Annotated in this window: 17 protein-coding genes; 11 read left to right on the top strand and 6 right to left on the bottom strand. The window is 71.2% G+C overall.

Annotated elements, in window-relative coordinates:
* Positions 1 to 54: 54 nt before the first annotated feature.
* Together ACQPZA_RS28600 and gltB are read right to left on the bottom strand one after the other, a co-directional pair.
* Positions 55 to 1,509, bottom strand: a complete 1,455-nt coding sequence (locus ACQPZA_RS28600) for a glutamate synthase subunit beta (RefSeq protein ID WP_433275251.1) — start codon at positions 1,507 to 1,509, stop codon at positions 55 to 57.
* Complete coding sequence (gene gltB, locus ACQPZA_RS28595) at positions 1,502 to 6,049, bottom strand: glutamate synthase large subunit (protein WP_433275250.1); 4,548 nt, start codon at positions 6,047 to 6,049, stop codon at positions 1,502 to 1,504. The genes ACQPZA_RS28600 and gltB overlap by 8 nt, the downstream gene beginning before the upstream one ends.
* A 390-nt stretch (positions 6,050 to 6,439) precedes the next feature.
* Between gltB and ACQPZA_RS28590 the strand changes: the two genes are divergently transcribed.
* Positions 6,440 to 7,180 carry a (2Fe-2S)-binding protein gene (locus ACQPZA_RS28590; RefSeq protein WP_433275249.1) on the top strand — a complete coding sequence of 247 codons (741 nt, stop codon included), beginning with the start codon at positions 6,440 to 6,442 and terminating at the stop codon, positions 7,178 to 7,180.
* A gap of 17 nt (positions 7,181 to 7,197) precedes the next feature.
* On the opposite strand, the gene ACQPZA_RS28585 is transcribed toward ACQPZA_RS28590, so the two are convergent.
* Genes ACQPZA_RS28585 through ACQPZA_RS28575 form a run of 3 tightly spaced genes read right to left on the bottom strand, consistent with a single transcriptional unit; the run spans position 7,198 to position 8,710 of the window.
* Complete coding sequence (locus tag ACQPZA_RS28585) at positions 7,198 to 7,560, bottom strand: Asp23/Gls24 family envelope stress response protein (protein WP_312859592.1); 363 nt, start codon at positions 7,558 to 7,560, stop codon at positions 7,198 to 7,200.
* Positions 7,557 to 8,150: an Asp23/Gls24 family envelope stress response protein gene (locus ACQPZA_RS28580; RefSeq protein WP_433275248.1), complete on the bottom strand. Its 594-nt coding sequence runs from the start codon at positions 8,148 to 8,150 to the stop codon at positions 7,557 to 7,559. Before ACQPZA_RS28580 ends, ACQPZA_RS28585 begins: the two co-directional genes overlap by 4 nt.
* Positions 8,141 to 8,710 carry an RNA polymerase sigma factor gene (locus ACQPZA_RS28575; RefSeq protein WP_433275247.1) on the bottom strand — a complete coding sequence of 190 codons (570 nt, stop codon included), beginning with the start codon at positions 8,708 to 8,710 and terminating at the stop codon, positions 8,141 to 8,143. Before ACQPZA_RS28575 ends, ACQPZA_RS28580 begins: the two co-directional genes overlap by 10 nt.
* 29 nt (positions 8,711 to 8,739) lie before the next feature.
* On the opposite strand from ACQPZA_RS28575, the gene ACQPZA_RS28570 reads away from it, so the two are divergent.
* The 8 genes from ACQPZA_RS28570 (at position 8,740) to ACQPZA_RS28535 (ending at position 15,733) form a co-directional block, all read left to right on the top strand.
* Positions 8,740 to 9,039, top strand: coding sequence for a hypothetical protein (locus tag ACQPZA_RS28570; RefSeq protein ID WP_433275246.1), 300 nt, complete (start codon positions 8,740 to 8,742; stop codon positions 9,037 to 9,039).
* Positions 9,040 to 9,218: 179 nt separating this feature from the next.
* Positions 9,219 to 10,703, top strand: coding sequence for a trigger factor (tig, locus tag ACQPZA_RS28565; protein ID WP_433275245.1), 1,485 nt, complete (start codon positions 9,219 to 9,221; stop codon positions 10,701 to 10,703).
* 172 nt (positions 10,704 to 10,875) lie between these two features.
* Entirely contained in the window at positions 10,876 to 11,484 is a 609-nt protein-coding gene (locus ACQPZA_RS28560; RefSeq protein ID WP_169397157.1) for an ATP-dependent Clp protease proteolytic subunit, read from the top strand.
* The gene (locus ACQPZA_RS28555) at positions 11,481 to 12,131 is read left to right on the top strand and encodes an ATP-dependent Clp protease proteolytic subunit (RefSeq protein WP_407692217.1); all 651 of its coding nucleotides are present in this window, start codon (positions 11,481 to 11,483) and stop codon (positions 12,129 to 12,131) included. The genes ACQPZA_RS28560 and ACQPZA_RS28555 overlap by 4 nt, the downstream gene beginning before the upstream one ends.
* 193 nt (positions 12,132 to 12,324) lie before the next feature.
* Positions 12,325 to 13,605, top strand: a complete 1,281-nt coding sequence (gene clpX, locus ACQPZA_RS28550) for an ATP-dependent Clp protease ATP-binding subunit ClpX (RefSeq protein WP_169397158.1) — start codon at positions 12,325 to 12,327, stop codon at positions 13,603 to 13,605.
* A gap of 235 nt (positions 13,606 to 13,840) precedes the next feature.
* Positions 13,841 to 15,223: an L-lactate MFS transporter gene (locus ACQPZA_RS28545; RefSeq protein WP_433275244.1), complete on the top strand. Its 1,383-nt coding sequence runs from the start codon at positions 13,841 to 13,843 to the stop codon at positions 15,221 to 15,223.
* On the top strand, positions 15,220 to 15,372 hold the full coding sequence (locus ACQPZA_RS28540; RefSeq protein WP_433275243.1) for an MFS transporter small subunit: 153 nt from the start codon (positions 15,220 to 15,222) through the stop codon (positions 15,370 to 15,372). The genes ACQPZA_RS28545 and ACQPZA_RS28540 overlap by 4 nt, the downstream gene beginning before the upstream one ends.
* Positions 15,373 to 15,418: 46 nt before the next feature.
* Entirely contained in the window at positions 15,419 to 15,733 is a 315-nt protein-coding gene (locus ACQPZA_RS28535) for a DUF6457 domain-containing protein (RefSeq protein WP_433275242.1), read from the top strand.
* A gap of 7 nt (positions 15,734 to 15,740) precedes the next feature.
* Here the strand turns inward: ACQPZA_RS28535 and ACQPZA_RS28530 are convergent, their stop codons facing one another.
* A complete protein-coding gene (locus tag ACQPZA_RS28530; protein ID WP_433275241.1) occupies positions 15,741 to 16,178 on the bottom strand; it encodes a PPOX class F420-dependent oxidoreductase in 438 nt (145 codons plus the stop codon).
* Between the two features lie 92 nt (positions 16,179 to 16,270).
* On the opposite strand from ACQPZA_RS28530, the gene ACQPZA_RS28525 reads away from it, so the two are divergent.
* Complete coding sequence (locus ACQPZA_RS28525; protein ID WP_433275240.1) at positions 16,271 to 17,470, top strand: Cmx/CmrA family chloramphenicol efflux MFS transporter; 1,200 nt, start codon at positions 16,271 to 16,273, stop codon at positions 17,468 to 17,470.
* Positions 17,471 to 17,605: 135 nt separating this feature from the next.
* On the top strand, positions 17,606 to 19,150 hold the full coding sequence (locus ACQPZA_RS28520) for an alkaline phosphatase D family protein (protein WP_433275239.1): 1,545 nt from the start codon (positions 17,606 to 17,608) through the stop codon (positions 19,148 to 19,150).
* Positions 19,151 to 19,163: the final 13 nt, after the last annotated feature.

Below are 19,163 nucleotides of genomic sequence, written 5' to 3'. Positions count from 1 at the left end.
GCTGCCGGAACGGGCTCCGCGACAGCAGTACGGCTCCGAAGTGCGCGCCCCGGGTTACGTGAGGGGGCGGTCGGTGGGGGCGATGGGGCGGGGGAGGACGGCGCGGCCGGTCAGGAACGCGTCCACCCCGGCCGCGGCGGCCCGGCCCTCGGCGATCGCCCACACGATGAGCGACTGGCCGCGGCCCATGTCGCCCGCCGAGAAGACACCCTCGACGTTGGTCATGAACTCCGCGTCACGTGCGACGTTGCCGCGCTCGTCGAGCTCCACGCCGAGGTCGGAGAGCAGCTTGCCCTTCTCCGGGCCGACGAAGCCCATGGCGAGCAGCACGAGCTGGGCCGGGAGCTCCCGCTCGGTGCCCTCCACGGGAACGAACCGTCCGTTCTCGTCGCGGGTGACCTCGACCAGGCGCAGCCCCGCGAGCTTCCCATCCTCGTCGGCGACGAACTCGGTGGTGTTCACCGAGTACAGCCGGTCGCCGCCCTCCTCGTGGGCGGACGACACGCGGTAGACCATCGGGTAGGTGGGCCACGGCATGTGGTCGGTGCGGCGCTCCGGCGGCGTCGGCATGATCTCCAGCTGCGTGACCGACGCGGCGCCCTGACGATGGGAGGTGCCGAGGCAGTCGGCGCCGGTGTCGCCGCCGCCGATGATCACCACGTGCTTGCCCTCGGCCGTGACCGGGGGAGCGTCGATGTCGCCCTGCTGCACGTGGTTGGCCCACGGCAGGAACTCCATCGCCTGGTAGACGCCATCGACCTCGCGGCCCGGCACCGGGATGTCGCGCCACGCCGTGGCCCCGCCCGCGAGCACCACGGCGTCGAAGTCGGACCGCAGCTGCTCGACGGTGACGTCCACGCCGACGTCGACCGACGTGCGGAACTCGGTGCCCTCGGCGCGCATCTGGTCGAGCCGCCGGTCGAGCCGGTGCTTCTCCATCTTGAACTCGGGGATGCCGTAGCGGAGCAGGCCGCCGATGCGGTCGGACCGCTCGAAGACCACCACGTCGTGCCCGACGCGGGTGAGCTGCTGCGCGGCGGCCAGCCCGGCCGGCCCGGAACCGACGACCGCGACCCGCCTGCCCGTGCGCACCTCGGGCACCTGCGGAGGCACCCATCCCTCGCGCCACGCGTGGTCGATGATCTGCAGCTCGATCTGCTTGATCGTGACCGCGTCACTGTTGATCGCCAGCACGCAGGCCGACTCGCACGGCGCCGGGCACAGCGTGCCGGTGAACTCCGGGAAGTTGTTCGTGGCGTGCAGCCGCTCGATGGCCTCACGCCAGTCGCTGCGGTAGACGAGGTTGTTCCACTCCGGGATGAGGTTGCCCAGCGGACACCCCTGGTGGCAGAACGGGATGCCGCAGTCCATACAGCGGCTGGCCTGCAGTTCCAGCTGGTCGTCCGGGAACTCCTCGTAGACCTCCCGCCAGTCCCTCAGGCGTAGGTCGACGGGGCGACGGGTGGGGGTCTCCCGGGGAACCTTGAGGAAACCCTTCGGGTCAGCCATGTGCGGCCTCCATGATCGCGGCGTTGACATCGCGACCGTCACGCTCGGCCGCCTCGCGGGCCTGCAGCACCCGCTTGTAGTCCCTGGGCATCACCTTCCCGAAGCGCGCCACCGCGTCCTCCCAGTCGGTGAGCAGCGCCCGGGCCACCGCCGAGCCGGTCTCGGTGTGGTGGCGCTCGACGGCGTCGCGCAGGAACTCGCGGTCGCTGTCGTCGAGCGGGTCGAGATCGACCATCTCCGGGTTGATCCGGTGTTCCGGCAGGTCGAGCACGTAGGCGACGCCACCGGACATGCCGGCCGCGAAGTTGCGCCCGATCCCGCCCAGCACGACGACACGACCGCCGGTCATGTACTCGCAGCCGTGGTCGCCCACGCCCTCGACGACGGCCAGCGCGCCGGAGTTGCGCACGCAGAACCGCTCGCCGACGACGCCGCGGATGAACATCTCGCCCGACGTGGCCCCGTAGCCGATGACGTTGCCGGCGATGATGTTGTCCTCGGCCGGGAACGGCGCCTCGGGGTCGGGGCGCAGCGTGAGCCGCCCGCCCGAGAGCCCCTTGCCGAAGTAGTCGTTGGAGTCGCCGACCAGGCGCAGGGTGATGCCCCGCGGCACGAAGGCGCCGAAGCTCTGCCCGGCCGAGCCGGTGAGCGTGACGTCGATGGTGCCGTCGGGCAGCCCTTCGCCGCCCCACTTCCGGGTGACCTCGTAGCCGAGCATCGTGCCGACGGTGCGGTTGACGTTGCGTACGGGCAGGTCGAGGTGGACCTTGTCGCCGAGCGACAGTGCGCCCTCGCACAGCTGGATCAGCGTGTTGTCGAGTGCCTTGTCCAGGCCGTGGTCCTGCCCCTTGGTGCGGTGCCGCGCGGCACCGGCGGGCAGTTCAGGGGTGTGGAACACCGGCGAGAGGTCGAGCCCCTCGGTCTTCCAGTGCCGCACGGCGTCGTCGGTGTCGAGCACCTCCGCGTGCCCGACGGCCTCGGCGACGGACCGGAAGCCCAGCTGTGCCAGGTGCTCGCGCACCTCCTGCGCGATGAAGCGCATGAAGTTGACGACGTACTCCGGACGCCCGTCGAAGCGCTTGCGCAGCTCGGGGTTCTGGGTGGCGACGCCCACCGGACAGGTGTCGAGGTGACAGACGCGCATCATGATGCACCCCGAGACCACCAGCGGCGCGGTGGCGAAGCCGAACTCCTCCGCGCCGAGCAGCGCGGCGATGACGACGTCGCGGCCGGTCTTGAGCTGCCCGTCGGTCTGCACCACGATGCGGTCGCGCAGCCCGTTGGCCAGCAGCGTCTGCTGGGTCTCGGCGAGGCCGAGCTCCCACGGGCCACCGGCGTGCTTGATCGAGGAGAGCGGCGAGGCCCCGGTGCCGCCGTCGTGCCCGGAGATGAGCACGACGTCGGAGTAGGCCTTCGCCACGCCGGCCGCGACCGTGCCGACACCGACCTGGCTGACCAGCTTCACGTGGATGCGGGCCCGCGGGTTGGCGTTCTTCAGGTCGTGGATGAGCTGCTTGATGTCCTCGATCGAGTAGATGTCGTGGTGCGGCGGCGGGGAGATCAGCCCGACGCCGGGTGTGGAGTACCGCGTCTCGGCGATCCACGGGTAGACCTTGCCGCCGGGCAGCTGCCCACCCTCGCCGGGCTTGGCGCCCTGCGCGATCTTGATCTGGATGTCGTCGGCGTTGACCAGGTACTCGCTCGTGACCCCGAAGCGGCCGGACGCCACCTGCTTCACGGCGCTGCGCCTGCTGTCGCCGTTGGGGTCGGGCGTGTAGCGCTCGGGGTTCTCGCCGCCCTCACCAGTGTTCGAACGGCCGCCGAGCCGGTTCATCGCGATCGCGAGCGTCTCGTGCATCTCCTGCGAGATGGACCCGTAGGAGATGGCGCCGGTGCCGAACCGCTTGACGATCTCCTCGACCGGCTCGACCTCGTCGATCGGTACGGGCGGGCGTACGCCCTCCTTGAACCGGAAGAGGCCGCGCAGCGTCATGAGCCTGCCGGCCTGCTCGTCGACCTGGCGGGTGTACTCCTTGAAGATCTCGTAGCGGCCCGAGCGCGTGGAGTGCTGCAGCTTGAACACCGTCTGCGGGTTGAACAGGTGCAGCTCGCCGTCGCGGCGCCACTGGTACTCGCCGCCGGTCTCGAGCGCCTTGTGCGTGCGGCGCACGCCGTCGGCGGGGAAGGCCCGGCGGTGCTGCTCGAGGACCTCCTCCGCCAGCACGTCGAAGCCGACGCCACCGAGCCGGGAGGTGGTGCCGCGGAAGCAGGCGTCGATCACGTCCCTGCCCAGCCCGACGGCCTCGAAGATCTGCGCGCCGGTGTAGGACGCCACCGTGGAGACGCCCATCTTGGACATCGTCTTGCGCACGCCCTTGCCCAGCGCCTTGACCAGGTTCTTCGCGGCGGTGCGCGCGTCGACGCCGGGGATGTCGCCGCGGTCGGCGAGGTCCTCGACCGTGGCCATCGCCAGGTACGGGTTGACCGCCGCGGCGCCGTAGCCGATGAGCAGCGCGATGTGGTGGACCTCGCGGGCGTCGCCGGACTCGACGATCAGGCCCACCCGGGTGCGGGTGCGTTCGCGCACGAGATGGTGGTGCACCGCGCCCGTGAGCAGCAGCGACGGGATCGGCGCCCAGTCGGCGTCGACGCCGCGGCTGGACAGGATGATGAGCCGGGCCCCGTCGGCGATGGCCTCGGACACCTCGGCCCGGATCTCGTCGAGCCGGTCGCGCAGCCCCTTGCCGCCGTCGGCGGCGGGGAACAGCCCGCGCACCGTGTGCGAGGCGAACCCCGGGAAGTCGCCGTCGTCGTTGATGTGGATGATCTTGGCCAGGTCGTCGTTGCCCAGTACCGGGAACGGCAGCACCACCGTGCGGCAGTTGGCGGGCCCGGCGTCGAGCAGGTTCTGCTCCGGGCCGAGCAACGACCGCAGCGACGTCACGAGCTCTTCGCGGATCGCGTCCAGCGGCGGGTTGGTGACCTGCGCGAACAGCTGCGTGAAGTAGTCGAACAGCTGCCGCGGCCGCTGCGAGAACGGGGCGAGCGGCGCGTCGTTGCCCATCGAGCCGATCGGCTCGGCACCCGAGCTCGCCATCGGCTTGAGGAGGATGTTGAGCTCCTCCTCGGTGTAGCCGAAGGACTGCTGGCGCAGCGTCAGCGCGGTGTGGCTGGGCATCTCGCGCTCCCGCGGGGCGAGGTCCTCGAGCCGGATCAGCCCGGCGTGCAGCCAGTCGGCGTAGGGGTGCTCGGCCGCCAGCGCGCCCTTGATCTCGGCGTCGTCGACGATCCGGCCGGCCTCGGTGTCGACGAGGAACATCCGGCCCGGCTCCAGGCGGCCCTTGCGCACCACGGCCGACGGCTCGACGTCGAGCACACCGACCTCCGACGCCAGCACGACGGTGCCGTCCTCGGTGATCCAGTAGCGGGCGGGCCGCAGGCCGTTGCGGTCGAGGACGGCGCCGATCTGGGTGCCGTCGGTGAACACGACGAGGGCGGGACCGTCCCACGGCTCCATCAGCGTGGAGTGGAACTCGTAGAAGGCCCGGCGGGCCGGGTCCATCTCGTCGTGGTTCTCCCACGCCTCGGGGATCATCATCAGCACCGCGTGCGGCAGGCTGCGACCACCCAGGTGCAGCAGTTCCAGCACCTCGTCGAACGTGGCCGAGTCGCTGGCGTCCGGGGTGACGATCGGGGAGAGCCGGGAGAGGTCGCCCGGGATCAGGTCGGACTCCAGCAGCGCCTCGCGGGCGGCCATCCAGTTGCGGTTGCCGCGCAGCGTGTTGATCTCGCCGTTGTGCGCCACGTACCGGTACGGGTGCGCGAGCGGCCAGGCCGGGAAGGTGTTGGTGGAGAACCGGGAGTGGACGACGGCCACGGCGCTCGTGACGCGCACGTCGGAAAGGTCGGGGTAGAACGCCTCGACCTGCGGCTCGGCCAGCATCCCCTTGTAGACGATGGTGCGCGGCGACAGGCTGGGGAAGTAGGTGCCCGTGGCGTGCTCGGCGCGTTTGCGCAGGCAGTAGGTGCGGCGCTCCAGCACGATGCCGGTGGGGGCGGCGTCGCCCTCTTCGACGCCGGCCACGAACAGCTGGCGGAAGCTCGGCATGGCGGCGCGGGCGCTCGGCCCGATGTCGGCGGCGTCGGGGTCGACGGGCAGCTCGCGCCAGCCGAGGACCCGCAGGCCCTCCTCGGCGGCCAGCCGGTCGATCTCCGCGACGGCGGCCTCGGCCTTCCCGGCGTCGACGGGCAGGAACGCGGTGCCCACGGCGTAGGTGCCTTCGGGGGGCAGCTCGAAGTCGACGACCGCGCGGAGGAACTCGTCAGGGACCTGGATGAGGATGCCTGCGCCGTCGCCGGTGTTGACCTCGGCGCCGCGCGCACCACGATGTTCCATCCGCAGCAGTGCCGTGAGCGCTTTGCGGACGATGTTGTGGTCGCGGCGACCGGCGAGGTCGGCGACCATGGCAACGCCGCAAGCGTCGTGCTCGAACTCGGGGGCGTAGAGCCCCGCCGAGGTACCCGCTGGGTTCACAGCCATGAGTGCCTCTCCTGTCGTCTCGGTGCGCAGCCCGACACATGCATCGGGACGACGTGGTGGTAGGAAAAACCAACGTAACGGACCAGTCCGACCCACTGCCTGTTCTGGCATGGACGGCTCCGCGGCGCAGCGTCCTCACCCGGTTGTCGCCCGGGAGCCGACACGACGGCCGAGCGCCGTCGTGAGGCGTCGGCCGGCTCTTGCGCACGCGCGCGAGCGCACACGGCAGCGGGTGCGGGATCGCTTCCGCTAATGTCGCATGGCAATGCGGCGATTCGCCAGTAAGAGCTGAAGTGACCACTGTGACCAGCGCAGGAAGCTTGGTTTCGGGCATCCAGCAGGTATTGTGTCTGGCTCGTTAACGACCCGTGGCCGTCCCGGCACACTGCGATGACGACCGCGCGTGCCGTGCTGGCCGACGTCGCCGCACTCGGCCCGTTCTTCACGGTGGCCACCGAGCCGGCCGAGGGCGTCGACCCCTCGTGGCGCCCCTTCGTGGATCTTTACACCGACCCCGGCCCCCTGCACGAGCGCATCGCCTATGTGCGCCGCGCACTCACCCCGACGGACGCGTCCGATCAGGTGGACGCCGCAGTGGCCGCGTCGATCGCGTTCCAGGGGCTGGCCGCCCTCCTGGTCTCGGCGCCGTTCGGCGCGGCGGTGCTGCACGGGGAGCTGCCGGAGCTGACGCCGCAGGCCCTGCACTGGCGGCCGTCGGCGGGCGGCCCGTGGCCGCTGTGGTGCTCCGCGCCCGAGACCGTGCCCGTGCCCGGGCCGGACGAGGCGGCGGTCGCGCTGGCCGCTCTGTTCGCGCAGCACCTGGAGCCGCTCGTCGCGGCGGTGCGCGCGCAGGTGCGGATCTCCGAGCGGGTGCTGTGGGGGAGCGTGGCCTCGTCGGTGGCGGGGGCGAAACGGCTGGTCGGGATGCAGCGCCCGCAGGCCGCCGAGCGGGCCGCCGAGGTGGCGCGGCGGCTGCTCGCGGCCGGTCGGCTGGCCGGCACCGGCGAGCTGCTCCCGCCGGTGGGTCCCGACCGGTACTGGTCGTTCCGGCGCCGCAGCTGCTGCCTGTACTACCGCGTGCCGGGCGGCGGCCTGTGCGAGGACTGCGTGCTGCACGCCCGGCGGCGCTGACGCCGACGGGCGGGAAATCAGTCGAGCAGGACGTCGGCCACCGTCACCCGCACCGTGACGTCCAGCCCCGTGTAGGCGCGCACCTCGGCCGCCACGTCCCGCTGCACCGCCACGGCGAGGTCGCGGCAGTTGTGTCCCAGCCGCGTGACGACACTGACCGCCACCTCGACGGACGGCCCGTCCACCGTGACGCTCACCCCGTCCACCGGGAGCCGGGAGCGGTCGTGCCCGAACACCGTCCCCGCGATCCCGAGCAGGGCCTGGGGCAGGTCGGGCCGCAGCGCGACGACGCCGGGCACCAGCCGGGCCCGGTGGGCCGCCACCCGGGCCACCACCGCGTCACCGACGTGCAGGTGCACCGGAGGGTCCTGCTCGGTCACGGCCGTTCCTCCCCGAAGAGATCGACCACGTCGATGTCCACCCGCCGCACCGGCACCCCGAGCGCCTGCTCGCCCGCCGCGATCATCATCTGGCGCACCCTGGCCGTGACCGACATCAGGTCGATGCCGAACCGCGCGGTGACGCTGATGGTCACGTCGGCCGCGTGCGCCTGCGCTCCCGCCTCGCCGAGCTGCTCGATACGGCAGCTGCGGGCCCGCAGGCCGTCCATCCGGTCGACGACGTGGCGCAGCACGGCCGCGGCGGCCGGGCGGCTCAGCCGCACCGGTCCGTGCGGCGACGGCAGCGTCAGCAGGTCGTGCGGGCGGAGCTCGGTGAGCACGGCCGCCATGACACGGTCCATCGTCGAGGGCGGCGGCTCCAGCTCCTCCGACGCCATGCGGTGCACCACCGCGTCGAGGCCACGCGCGTCGGCGAACGCCGCGCCGCAGTGCGGGCAGTCGCGCTCGTGCTCGTCAGGTGCGGTCCCGGCCGCCGCCCGGTCCCAGGCCAGCGCCGCATCGCGGCCGCAGCCCAGCCGGGGGACGGAGTCGTCCGGGCCGTCCGCCGAGGAGCCCCCGTTCACCGCCACGGTCGCATCACCTCCGCCAGCTGCACCCGCGCGCGGTGGATCCGGCCGCGCACCGCATCCTCGCTCGCCCCGGTGATGTGGGCGATGTCGGTGTACCCCAGCCCTTCGAGCTCGCGCAGCACCCAGCAGACCCGGAGCTCGTCGCGCAGGCCCCGCAGCGCCTCACCGAGCGCGGCCATCCCGGCGTCCACCTCGACGCTGCGCTCGGGGGAGTCGGACGCGGCAGCCGACTCGTCGAGCCGGTCGACGGGCAGCGGTCGCCTGGTGCGCAGCACGCTCATGCAGCGGTTGGTGACCACGCGGTACATCCACGTGGAGAAGGCCGAGTCGCCCCGGAACCTCCCGATCCGCCGCCATGCGTCGAGCAACGCCTCCTGGAGGGCGTCCTCCGCCTCGCCCGGGTCGCCCAGCACCCGCACCGCGAGCCGGTAGAGCGCCGCCTGGTGCCGGCGGGCGAGGATCTCGAAGGACCGGACGTCGCCCTCCTGGGCGCGCACCACCAGCGTGGGCTCGTCCAGCTCCGCGGTCCGCGGTCCCGCCCCACCCCGGGTTCCCGCCACCACGGACACGCTAGCCGTAGCCTGCTGCGATGTCCCTGTCCGGCGACCCGGCCCAGCTCGCGGCGGCCGTGCTCGCCCATCCCGCCGTCGAGAGCCTCGACGGCGGCCCGTTCGGCACTGTCGCCTCCTACCTGGCGGGCGGCCGTGTCCTCGGGGTCCGGATCGGGGTCGACGGCGAACCGGTCGCGCTGGCCGTCGTCGCGCGGTACGGCACGCCGCTGCCGCAGCTGGCCGCCGAGCTCGGCGCCGTGGTCCGAGGGCTGCTCGGGCCGGTCGCCGTGGACGTCACCTTCTCCGACGTGGTGGCCGGCCCCGCAACGTCGCTCTAGGGAGCGCCTGCGGTGGCCGGACGCGGTGCGCCGCGCCGCCTCGCCTAGACTCGCGGGAACGACCGGCCGCGCGCCCTCCGGCGCTGCGACCGGGTACGCCTGAGGACCCACCTCGCCTGCGGCCCGCACCGTCCGCGTCGTGTGTCCCGACACTGCCCAGCACCGAGGAGTACCCCACCGTGAAGAGCACCGTCGAGCGGCTGAGCCCGACGCGAGTCCGGATCAACGTCGAGGTGCCGTTCGACGAGCTGAAGCCGGACTTCGACCGCGCCTACAAGAAGATCGCGCAGCAGGTCCGGGTGCCCGGGTTCCGCCCGGGCAAGGTGCCCGCCCGAATCATCGAGGCGCGGCTGGGCCGCGGCGTGGTGCTCGAGGAGGTCGTCAACGGCGCCGTGCCGGCCAAGTACACCGAGGCCGTCAGCGCCGCGGGTGAGGTCACCCCGATCGGGCGCCCGGACATCGAGGTCACCGAGATCGCCGACGGCGACAAGCTCGCGTTCACCGCGGAGGTCGACGTCCGGCCGGAGATCACGCTGCCCGAGCTCGACTCGGTCGCCGTGTCCGTCGACGACGTCGAGGTCACCGACGCCGACGTCGACGAGCAGCTGGAGAACCTGCGGGCCCGCTTCGGCACGCTCACGGGCGTGGAGCGGGCCGCAGGCAAGGACGACTTCGTCCTCATCGACCTGTCGGCCAGCGTCGACGGTAAGCCCGTCGAGGAGGCCACCACCACCGGGTTCTCCTACCAGGTGGGCCAGGGCGGCCTGATCGACGGCATCGACGAGGCGATCGAGGGCCTGTCGGCAGGCGAGTCCGCCACGTTCACCTCGCGCCTGGTGGCCGGCGAGTTCGCCGACCAGGACGCCGAGGTCACCGTCACGGTCACCGCGGTGAAGGAGCGTCAGCTCCCCGAGGCCGACGACGAGTTCGCCCAGCTCGCCAGCGAGTTCGACACGCTGGAGGAGCTCACCGCCGACCTGCGTGAGCGCCTGGGCCGGGTGCGCCGGATGGAGCAGGTCACGCAGGCCCGCGACAAGGTGCTCGACGCGCTGGTGGAGGCCACCGACGTGCCGCTGCCGGAGAGCGTCGTGGCCGCCGAGGTCGAGTCCCGCGTGCACGACGCCGTCCACGGCTTCGACCACGACGAGGAGCGCTTCGCGCAGTTCCTCGAGTCGCAGGGCCGCACGCGCGAGGAGTTCGACACCGAGGCCAAGGAGGAGTCGGAGAAGTCGGTCCGCACCCGCCTCGTGCTCGACGCGCTGGCCGACGCCGAGGAGGTCTCGGTCAACGACCAGGAGCTCACCGAGCGCATCGTCTTCCAGGCGCAGCAGTACCAGATGCCGCCCGAGGAGTTCGTGCAGCGCATCCAGGAGGCGGGCCAGCTCGGCGCGATCTACGCCGACGTGCGGCGCAGCAAGGCGCTGATCCAGGCGGTGCGGGCGGCCACCGTCACCGACGCCTCGGGCCGGCCCGTCGACCTCTCCGAGCTGCTCGGTGACGACGACGAGACGCCGCAGGTGGTGGACGCGGCCGACGAGACCCCGTCGGACGAGAACCCGTCCGAGGAGAACGCGGCCGACGAGAACACGACCAGCGAGACCCCGGCCGACGGTGCCGCGGCCGGCTCGGAGGCCACGGGGGACAAGACCCCCGCCGGCTCCTGAGTCCGGCTCCGCCACGCCTACAGCGAACAACCCGGCCGTACGCGGCGGGCGGACCGCCCGTCCGCGTAGGGTCGAACCCGACCAAACACGCGAGCTGACCAGCAGAAGGCAGGGTGAAGTGAGCCCACAGGACACCGGCCCGCGTAGCGCGGACCGTACCTACGGAGCGGACATGCGACGGGGTGCGCCCGCGTCGATGACGTTGTCCGACTCGGTCTACGAGCGGCTGTTGCAGCAGCGGATCATCGTGCTCGGCCAGCAGGTCGACGACGACATCGCCAACCGGATCGCGGCGCAGATGCTGCTCCTCTCGGCCGAGGACCCGACGGCCGACATCGCGCTGTACATCAACTCGCCGGGCGGTTCGGTGACCGCCGGTATGGCCATCTTCGACACGATGGAATTCATCGAGTGCGACGTGGCCACCTACGCGATGGGGCTGGCCGCCTCGATGGGGCAGTTCCTGCTCTCCGCGGGCGCCCGTGGCAAGCGTTATGCGCTCCCGCACTGCCAGATCCTCATGCACCAGCCCTCGGCGGGTGTGGGCGGCACCGAGTCCGACATCTCCATCCAGGCCGAGCTGTTCAAGCGTCACAAGCGCGAGATGGCCGAGCTGATCGCCGGGCACACCGGCCAGCCGGTCGAGAAGATCACCGCCGACTTCGACCGCGACCGGTGGTTCTCCGCGCAGGAGGCGCTGGAGTACGGATTCGTCGACCACGTGATCTCCCGCGCCGGCCAGCTGCCGGACGCGGTCAGTGAGAACGGGAGTGCCCGGTGACCAGGTTCGAGATGCCCGGGGGCCGCGCGCCCGAGGGCGCACAGTCCCGTTACGTCCTGCCGTCGTTCGTCGAGCGCACCAGCTACGGGGTGAAGGAGTCCAACCCGTACAACAAGCTGTTCGAGGAGCGCATCATCTTCCTCGGCGTGCAGATCGACGACGCGTCGGCCAACGACGTCATGGCGCAGCTGCTGTGCCTGGAGTCGGCCGACCCGGACCGCGAGATCAGCATGTACATCAATTCGCCCGGCGGCTCGTTCACGTCGCTGATGGCGATCTACGACACGATGCAGTTCATCCGGCCCGACATCCAGACGGTCTGCCTCGGGCAGGCCGCGTCGGCTGCGGCCGTGCTGCTCGCCGCCGGCACCCCGGGCCGCAGGCTCGCCGTGCAGAACGCGCGGATCCTGATCCACCAGCCCGCCGTGGAGAGCATCTACGGCCAGGTGTCCGACCTCGAGATCCAGGCCGCGGAGATCTCGCGGATGCGGCGGCTGCTCGAGACCACGCTCGCCAAGCACAGCGGTCGCACCCCCGAGCAGGTCCGCGAGGACATCGAGCGCGACAAGATCCTCACGGCCGAAGAGGCCAAGGACTACGGCATCGTCGACGAGATCATCCAGAGCCGCAAGCTTTCGGCTGTCTGACTCAAGAGAGAAGGCGCGGTTGCGCGTCGGGGTCCGTTCGTCGACCCTCGACGCCGACCGTCCGCCGACACGTCCACGATTCAGGGTGCGCTGAAGCTCCCCGGGGGACGCGTTCGACGGGTACCGTCACGAGAACGCTCCTACCGGGCCCGCCGGACGGGGTAGCGCTAGATGGGATTTGGGGTCTGCACTCATGGCACGCATCGGCGACGGCGGTGACCTGCTCAAGTGCTCGTTCTGCGGGAAGAGCCAGAAACAGGTCAAGAAACTGATCGCCGGTCCTGGCGTCTACATCTGCGACGAGTGCATCGATCTCTGCAACGAGATCATCGAGGAAGAGCTGGCGGAGGCCGGTGAGGTGAAGCTCGACGAGCTCCCCAAGCCCGCCGAGATCCACGACTTCCTCGACCAGTACGTCGTCGGGCAGAGCCAGACGAAGCGCACGCTCTCCGTGGCTGTCTACAACCACTACAAGCGCATCCAGGCGGGCGACAAGGCACGCGGGGCCGACGGCGATGGCGTCGAGCTCGCGAAGTCCAACATCCTCATGCTCGGCCCCACCGGCTGCGGCAAGACCTATCTCGCGCAGACGCTGGCGAAGCTGCTCAACGTCCCGTTCGCGATCGCCGACGCCACGGCGCTCACCGAGGCGGGTTACGTGGGCGAGGATGTCGAGAACATCCTGCTCAAGCTCATCCAGGCGGCTGACTACGACGTCAAGCGGGCCGAGACCGGGATCATCTACATCGACGAGGTCGACAAGATCGCCCGCAAGTCGGAGAACCCGTCGATCACGCGCGACGTCTCCGGTGAGGGTGTGCAGCAGGCGCTGCTGAAGATCCTCGAGGGCACCACGGCGAGCGTTCCGCCGCAGGGTGGACGCAAGCATCCCCACCAGGAGTTCATCCAGATCGACACGACGAACGTGCTGTTCATCGTGGCCGGGGCCTTCGCGGGCCTCGAGAAGATCATCGGCGACCGGGTGGGGCGTCGCGGTCTGGGCTTCGGTGCGGAGATCCGCTCGAAGAACGACCTGGAGTCGGCCGAGAGCTTCGGTGACACCATGCCGGAGGACCTCATCAAGTTCGGCCTGATCCCCGAGTTCATCGGCCGGCTGCCCGTGGTCGCCTCGGTCACCTCGCTCGACAAGGAAGCCCTCGTCAAGATCCTCACCGAGCCGCGCAACGCACTGGTGAAGCAGTACCACAAGCTGTTCGAGATGGACGGCGTGGAGTTGGAGTTCACCGCCGACGCGCTGGAGGCGGTGGCCGACCAGGCCATCCTGCGCGGCACCGGTGCCCGCGGCCTGCGGGCGATCATGGAAGAGGTACTGCTGCCGGTCATGTACGACATCCCGAGCCGCGACGACGTGGCCAAGGTGGTCGTCACCGAGCAGACGGTGCGCGAGAACGTGAACCCCACGATCGTGCCGCGGGTTCCCCCGCGTCGCGAGCGCCGGGAACGTTCCGCCTGAGCTCATCGCACGGCCCGAACGCCGGTCCCGCATCGCGGGGCCGGCGTTCGGCGTTCCACGGCCCGTGTAGGCCCGGATGCCGGCTGTAGCAGATCTTGAACGAGTCTTGACCGGATCTTCGGACTTGCCTCAAATGTCCAGGTCAAGCGCACCTTTTTACCCCTGTGCGAGTTGCATCTGCAACAAGATCCTCCTAAGTTCTGGGCGCACACGTGCTCTAGGCAAGGGGACCGTAATGGCTGCTGGGTTTCTCGAACGGGAGCGGATCGTCGCTCCCCCGGGGTGGAGTCGGTGGCTCATCCCGCCCGCTGCGCTGTCGATCCACCTCGCCATCGGCCAGGCCTACGCGTGGAGCGTCTTCAAGCCGCCGCTGGAGGCCGGGCTCGGCATCTCGGGTGTCCAGAGTGCGCTTCCGTTCACGCTCGGGATCATCATGCTCGGCCTCTCGGCCGCGCTCTTCGGCACGAAGGTCGACGCCAACGGGCCGCGCTGGGCGATGGTCGTGTCGTCGGCGTGCTTCGTCGCCGGGTTCCTGATCTCCGCACTGGGTCTGTACTTCTCGCAGTACTGGCTGGTCGTGGTCGGCTACGGCTTCGTGGGTGGGATCGGGCTCGGCATCGGTTACATCTCGCCGGTGTCCACCCTGATCAAGTGGTTCCCGGACCGGCCGGGGCTTGCCACGGGCATCGCGATCATGGGCTTCGGCGGTGGTGCTCTCATCGCCTCGCCGCTCACCAGCCAGCTGCTCGCGGCGTTCGGCGGTTCCGGCAGTGACCCGGACGTCCACGGCATCGCGATGACGTTCCTGGTGATGGGCCTGATCTACGCGGTGTTCATGTCCGTCGGATGGCTGCTGATCCGGGTGCCCCCGGAGAACTGGAAGCCCGCGGGCTGGGACGCGTCCCAGGCCCGGCAGGGCGCGCTCATCAGCCGCGGGAACGTCTCGGCGCGCAACGCGATCAAGACGCCGCAGTTCTGGCTGCTGTGGGTGGTGCTGTGCTTCAACGTCACCGCAGGGATCGGCATCCTCGAGCGCGCCAGCCCGATCTTCGTCGACTTCTTCAGCGGCAGCTCGCCCGCCACGACGATCGCGGCCGCGGCCGTCGGGTTCGTGTCCATCCTGTCGCTGGCCAACTCGCTCGGCCGCATCCTGTGGTCCTCGCTGTCGGACTACCTGGGCCGCAAGAACATGTACCGGATCTACCTCGGTGTCGGCGCGCTGCTGTACCTCACGGTCACGCTCACGACCAACGCCAACCGGGTCGTGTTCCTGATCTGCGCGATCTTCATCCTGTCCTTCTACGGGGCGGGCTTCGCCACGGTGCCTGCGTACCTGCGCGACCTGTTCGGCACCTACCAGGTGGGCGCGATCCACGGGCGTCTGCTCACGGCGTGGTCCACGGCAGGCGTGCTGGGCCCGCTCATCGTCAACGCCATCGCGGACGCGCGGATCGAGGCCGGGGTGCAGGGGCCCGGCCGGTACACACCCGCGTTCATGATCATGATTGTTCTGCTGGCCATCGGGTTCGTCTGCAACGAGCTGATCCGCCCGGTGAACGAGAAGTTCCACGAGCCGGTCTCCGGTGAGTCGGCGTCCACGGCAGGAGTACGCGCATGAGTACGGCGGAGAACGTCACCGGGGACACCGGACCCGAGTGGGGCCCCCTGCAGTGGGTGGGCGCCGTCGTCGCCTGGCTGTGGGTGCTCATTCCACTCGGCTACGGGCTGTACCAGCTCCTGATCAAGATCCCCGCCCTGTTCGGCTGATCCACCCACCCGGCGCCACCGCGGTCCCCCGGATAGGGTCGGGCACGTGAGCCCGAGCAGCGATGCGAACGCCCTGTCCGAGTGGGTCACCGCGGTGGCCCGGGAGCTGGGACTGGAGGAGGCGCTGGACAGCGCCGCCACCACCGACCTGGTGCTCGACCTGACCTCCGATGTCGCCCACGGCGTCAGCCGCCCGGGTGCACCCGTCACGGCATTCCTGGTCGGAGTCGCGGCCGGGCGGGCCGACGACCCCGCGGTCGCCGCCCGGGACTACTCCCAGAAGATCAGCAGGCTGGCCGAGGGCTGGGACAGCGACAGCGAGCGCGGCACCCCGGCGGGCGACCAGTCGAAGCGAGCCTGACCCGCCCTCACGTCCCGAGCATGTCCAGCGCGGCGACCACCTTCGTGGGGCGCAGGCGCACCACCAGCTCACCAGGCACGCCGTTGCGCTTCCCGAACTCCTCGGCGCGGTCGGCGCCCACGTAGCGGGCGGCGATCGCGGTGGCGGTGCGCAGGAGCTCGTCGGGGTCCTCCGACACCGTCGCCTCGCCCTGCACCTGCACGAACGCGTAGGGCGGCTCCTCGAGGTCCACGCAGATCACGATGCGGGGGTCGCGCGCCACCGCACGGCCCTTCGCGGTGCTTGCGCCCGTGTTGAACACCAGTTCGGGGGCGTCGTCGGGACCCTCCACCACGAACCACACCGGAGCCACCAGCGGCCGTCCGTCGGCGGCGACGAACCCCAGCTTGCCGGTGCGCGTGCCCTCGGTGAGGAACGCGCGGATCTCGGGTGCGATCTGGGTCATAGGTGCACTGTGCCACGGGGTCGCGGGGTTCCGCGGAATCCGGGGCGAGTGTGGCCGGTTGTGATCGACGGTCTCGCACCGAAGGGGGAACCGTGCCGGGTGTCGCCGCACCGTCGCTGCCCACCCGCATCCCGCGGGTCGTCCCGGTGCTGGCGCTGAGCATCTTCGCGCTCGGCACCAGCGAGTTCATGATCGCCGGACTGCTGCCGCAGCTGGCCGCCGACCTGCGGGTCGGCATCCCCGAGGCCGGCTACCTCATCTCGGCGTTCGCGGTCGGGATGATCGTCGGCGCTCCCGCGATGGCCGTGCTGACGTTGCGGCTGCCGCGGCGCACCACGCTGCTCGCCGCGCTCGCCGTGTTCGTCGTCGGGCACGTGGTCAGCGCCCTCTCGCCGGAGTACGGGGTGCTGCTCGTCGCCCGGGTGGTCACGGCCGTTGCGACGGGCGCGTTCTGGGCGGTGGCGGCCGTGGTCACGGTGTCCGTGGTGGCGCCGGAGCTGCGTGCCATGTCCCTGTCGGTGCTGCTCGGGGGGCTGACCGTCGCGAACGTCGCCGGGGTGCCGCTCGGCACGCTCGTGGGGCAGCAGTTCGGCTGGCGCTCGGCGTTCTGGGCGGTCGGTGCGCTGGCCGCCGTGAGCGCCGTCGGGGTGGTGCTGAGCGTCCCGCGCCGGACGGAGAACGGCGCCGCGCCCCGGTTGGCCGCCGAGCTCGCCGCGTTCCGCCGCGGCCGGCTCTGGCTCGCGCTGGGCACCACGGCGCTGTACCAGTCGGCCATGATCGGCGCGTTCAGCTACATCGCGCCGCTGCTCACCGACGTCACGGGCCTGGACGAACGCTGGGTGCCCGGGGTGCTGCTGGGGTTCGGGCTCGGCAGCCTCGTCGGCGTGGTGGTCGGTGGCAGGCTGGCCGACCCGTACCCGTGGCCCACGCTGTTCGGTGGCCTCGCGGCGGCCGGTGTGCTGCTCGGGCTGGTCGGGGTGTTCGCGCCGGTACCCGTGGTCGTCGTCGGGCTGGTGGTGCTGCTCGGTGCCGTCGCGTTCATCGCGGGGGCCCCGTTGAACGCGCGGGTGTTCGCGCTGGCGGGCGCCGCCCCGACGCTGGCGAGCGCGACCAACACCTCGGCGTTCAACGTCGGCAACTCGCTCGGGCCCGCGCTGGGCGGTCTGGCGATCGGGGCCGGCTGGGGTTACACGGCCCCGGCCTACCTCGGGGTGCTGCTGGCGGCCGCGGCGATCGCGGTGGCTCTGGTGTCCTGGCGGCTGGACCGCCGCGAGCTCCGCGCCGGGGAGTAGGGGGTGTCCCGTGGATCTTCACCACCAAGATCCACGGGACACCCCCTGGCCGCGGCAACCGGACGGGGAGTGTTCACCTGCCCGTCCCCTCGACGATCCGGCGTCCGGTTCACCCGATCGGATTGCATGCCTGCCATGCGCTCCCCACACCTCGACCGCCGCACCCTGCTCCGCACCGCCGCGATCGGTGGCCTCGCCGCCGCCGTACCGCTGGGCGGTGCCGCTCCCGCCTTCGCCGTGCCCGCCCTCGCCCGTCCGGACCGCCCCGTGCTCACCCATGGCGTCCAGTCCGGGGACGTGCTGGCCGGCTCCGGACTGGTCTGGGCACGAGCCGACCGCCCGTCCCGGATGGTCGTCGAGGTGGCCGACAACCCGGAGTTCCGTGACTCCCGCACCCTGCGCGGCCCGGTCCTGACCCCGGACACCGACTTCACGGGCAAGCTGCGTGTGCCTGCGGGCGGGCGCACCGTGCACTACCGCGTCACGGCCGAGGACCTCGACAACCGCAGCGTCAGCGAGGCCGTGAGCGGCTCGTTCCGCACGCTGCCCGGCAAGCGCGACGGCGTCCGCTTCGTGTGGTCGGGCGACGTCGTCGGCCAGGGCTTCGGCATCAACCCGGACCTCGGCGGCATGCGGATCTTCGCGGCGATGGCCGACCGCGACCCGGACTTCTTCATCCACAGCGGCGACACCGTCTACGCCGACAACCCGCTCACCGAGACCGTCACGCTCCCCGACGGCCGGACGTGGCGCAACGTCGTGACGCCGGAGAAGGCCAAGGTGGCCGAGACGCTCGCCGAGTACCGCGGGCAGCACGCCTACAACATGCTCGACGACAACGTGCGGGCGTTCAGCGCTGCCGTGCCGCAGATCAACCAGTGGGACGACCACGAGGTCCTCAACAACTGGTACCCCGGCGAGGTGATCACCGACGACCGCTACACGGAGAAGCGCGTCGACGTGCTCGCGAAGCGGGCGTTCCAGGCCTTCCACGAGTGGGTGCCGCTCGACCCGCGCCGCGCGGTGGACGGGCGGGTCTACCGGCGCCTGCCCTACGGCCCGCACGTCGAGGTCTTCGTCATCGACATGCGGACCTACCGCGACGCCAACGACGCCAACACCGCGCCGATGGAGCGGATCCTCGGCGAGAAGCAGGCGCAGTGGCTGGTCGACGGGCTCGCCTCGTCGAAGGCCACCTGGAAGATCGTCGCGTCGGACATGCCGATCGGCATCCAGGTGCCCGACGGCACGGCGTGGGAGGCTGTCGCCAACGGCGTCGCGGGCCCGCCGAGCGGGCGCGAGGCGGAGATCGCCTGGGTGCTGACCCAGCTCAAGAACCGCAAGGTGCGCAACGTCGTCTGGCTGACGGCCGACGTGCACTACACGGCGGCGATCAACTACTCGCCCTCCCGGGCGGCCTTCACGGAGTTCGACGAGTTCTGGGAGTTCGTCTCCGGGCCACTGAACGCCGGGGCGTTCGGACCCAACGCGATGGACTCCACGTTCGGCCCCGAGGTCGTGTTCTCGCGGACGCCTCCGGCGGCGAACGCCTCCCCGATGGAGGGATTCCAGCACTTCGGTGAGGTCGAGGTCGCTCCCGGCGGCGGGGAGCTGCGGGTGACGCTGCGAGCCCAGGACGGCGGGGAGCTCTGGTCGAGGGCGCTGACCGCGGCGCGCTGACGGCAAGCCCCGG

It is taken from the genome of Pseudonocardia xinjiangensis (assembly GCF_050948425.1).
In the GTDB taxonomy this organism is placed as follows: Bacteria; Actinomycetota; Actinomycetes; order Mycobacteriales; family Pseudonocardiaceae; genus Pseudonocardia; species Pseudonocardia xinjiangensis.
This window is presented reverse-complemented; position numbering and strand designations above follow the sequence as displayed.

What these genes read in the sequence shown, in the direction of transcription:
- ACQPZA_RS28600 (WP_433275251.1), bottom strand. Translation starts at nt 1,509, where the DNA reads ATGGCTGACCCGAAGGGTTTCCTCAAGGTTCCCCGGGAGACCCCCACC.
- gltB (WP_433275250.1), bottom strand. Translation starts at nt 6,049, where the DNA reads ATGGCTGTGAACCCAGCGGGTACCTCGGCGGGGCTCTACGCCCCCGAG.
- ACQPZA_RS28590 (WP_433275249.1), top strand. Translation starts at nt 6,440, where the DNA reads ATGACGACCGCGCGTGCCGTGCTGGCCGACGTCGCCGCACTCGGCCCG.
- ACQPZA_RS28570 (WP_433275246.1), top strand. Translation starts at nt 8,740, where the DNA reads ATGTCCCTGTCCGGCGACCCGGCCCAGCTCGCGGCGGCCGTGCTCGCC.
- ACQPZA_RS28560 (WP_169397157.1), top strand. Translation starts at nt 10,876, where the DNA reads ATGCGACGGGGTGCGCCCGCGTCGATGACGTTGTCCGACTCGGTCTAC.
- clpX (WP_169397158.1), top strand. Translation starts at nt 12,325, where the DNA reads ATGGCACGCATCGGCGACGGCGGTGACCTGCTCAAGTGCTCGTTCTGC.
- ACQPZA_RS28545 (WP_433275244.1), top strand. Translation starts at nt 13,841, where the DNA reads ATGGCTGCTGGGTTTCTCGAACGGGAGCGGATCGTCGCTCCCCCGGGG.
- ACQPZA_RS28540 (WP_433275243.1), top strand. Translation starts at nt 15,220, where the DNA reads ATGAGTACGGCGGAGAACGTCACCGGGGACACCGGACCCGAGTGGGGC.
- ACQPZA_RS28530 (WP_433275241.1), bottom strand. Translation starts at nt 16,178, where the DNA reads ATGACCCAGATCGCACCCGAGATCCGCGCGTTCCTCACCGAGGGCACG.
- ACQPZA_RS28520 (WP_433275239.1), top strand. Translation starts at nt 17,606, where the DNA reads ATGCGCTCCCCACACCTCGACCGCCGCACCCTGCTCCGCACCGCCGCG.